Below are 1,551 nucleotides of genomic sequence, written 5' to 3'. Positions count from 1 at the left end.
CCACACAGCATGGGGCTCAGAATCAGAGCCACCAGCACCGAAAGCACCATGGCACCAGCAATACTCAGGGAAAACTGCCGATAGATTGCCCCGGTGGAGCCCGGAAAGAAGGCCATCGGGATAAACACCGCAGACAACACCACGCCGATGCCAATCAGCGCGCTGGCTATCTGCCCCATGGACTTGCGCGTCGCCTCCATCGGGCTCAGGCCGTCCTCATGCATCACGCGCTCGACGTTCTCCACCACCACGATGGCGTCATCCACCAGAAGGCCGATTGCCAATACGAGACCGAAGAGAGTGAGCATGTTGATGGAAAAGCCGAAGGCCGCCATGATCGCAAAGGTGCCCAGCAGCACCACCGGGATTGCGATCGCTGGTATCAGGGTAGCCCGCCAACTCTGGAGAAATACGAGCATGACCAGGACCACCAGGGCGATTGCCTCGATGATGGTTGTGACCACCGCGTCGATGGAGGCCTCCACGAAAGGGGCCGTCTGGTAGGGGTACCGAATCTCCACCCCTTCGGGAAAATAGGGCTCGAGCTCCTGGAGCCGCGCTTTAACAGCCTCTGTGACCGCAAGCGAGTTGGCACCCGGCGCCAGATTGATGCCAAGGCCGGCAGCCGGCTCGCCATCGTAGAAAGTGTCAATCTGGACTGCACCGCCGCCCAGCTCAACGCGGGCAACATCCCCCAGGCGCACCCGGGACCCGTCGGGCATACTCTTGAGCAGGATGTTGCGGAACTCTTCGGTTGAGGTGAGCAAGGTCTGGGCGGTGACCGTGGCATTGAGCTGCTGGCCCTCGACTGCGGGCAGCCCGCCGAGCTGACCGGCGGTGACCTGGGCGTTTTGCGCCTCGATGGCGGCGCTCACGTCGGCGACGGTCAGGCCGTAATTGGTCAACGCCGAAGGGTCCAGCCAAATCCGCATCGCATATTCAGAGCCGAAAACCTGCACACTGCCGATACCGGTTACCCGTCCGATGGGTTCGGCTAACTCGGAGCTGATAAAATCGGCGATATCCAGCTTGCTGAGACGACCGTCGGTAGAGACGAATGCCATTACCATCAGAAAGCTGGTGCTGGATTTCTCGACGCTGATCCCCTGCTGGCGCACCACTTCCGGGAGTCGGGGTTCCGCCAGTTTGAGCTTGTTCTGTACCTGGACCTGGGCAATGTCCGGATCGGTGCCCGCCGCAAAGGTGAGAGTAACCGTAGCGTGGCCTGAGGAATCCGCTGTCGACCCCATATAGAGCAGATTGTCGAGACCCGTCATCTCTTGTTCAATGACCTGAACCACCGTATTGGACACGGTGTCCGCCGAGGCGCCAGGATAATCGGCCTGAATTTCCACCGCCGGCGGTGCCACCGACGGATACCGCTGGACCGGCAAAACGAAGATCGCCATGATACCCGCCAGCATGGCGACAATGGCCAGAACCCAGGAAAAAACGGGCCTGGAAATAAAGAAATTAATCATTGCGCGGTGCCCTCGTCGTCGGAGGCGTTCTTCTTCGGATTATTCGTGCCACTGGCTTGCTGGTTTTGGG

The 1,551-nt window shown here is 60.1% G+C and carries 1 protein-coding gene; it reads right to left on the bottom strand.

Features of this window, described 5'->3' with window-relative positions; genetic code table 11:
- Positions 1-1,481, bottom strand: a 1,481-nt coding sequence (locus BY454_RS16655) for an efflux RND transporter permease subunit (protein ID WP_181049744.1), incomplete at its 3' end; no start/stop codon positions are given.
- Between the last annotated feature and the right edge of the window lie 70 nt (positions 1,482-1,551).

Origin of the sequence: Marinobacter persicus (genome assembly GCF_002934325.1) — a bacterium.
In the GTDB taxonomy this organism is placed as follows: domain Bacteria; phylum Pseudomonadota; class Gammaproteobacteria; order Pseudomonadales; family Oleiphilaceae; genus Marinobacter; species Marinobacter persicus_A.
This window is presented reverse-complemented; position numbering and strand designations above follow the sequence as displayed.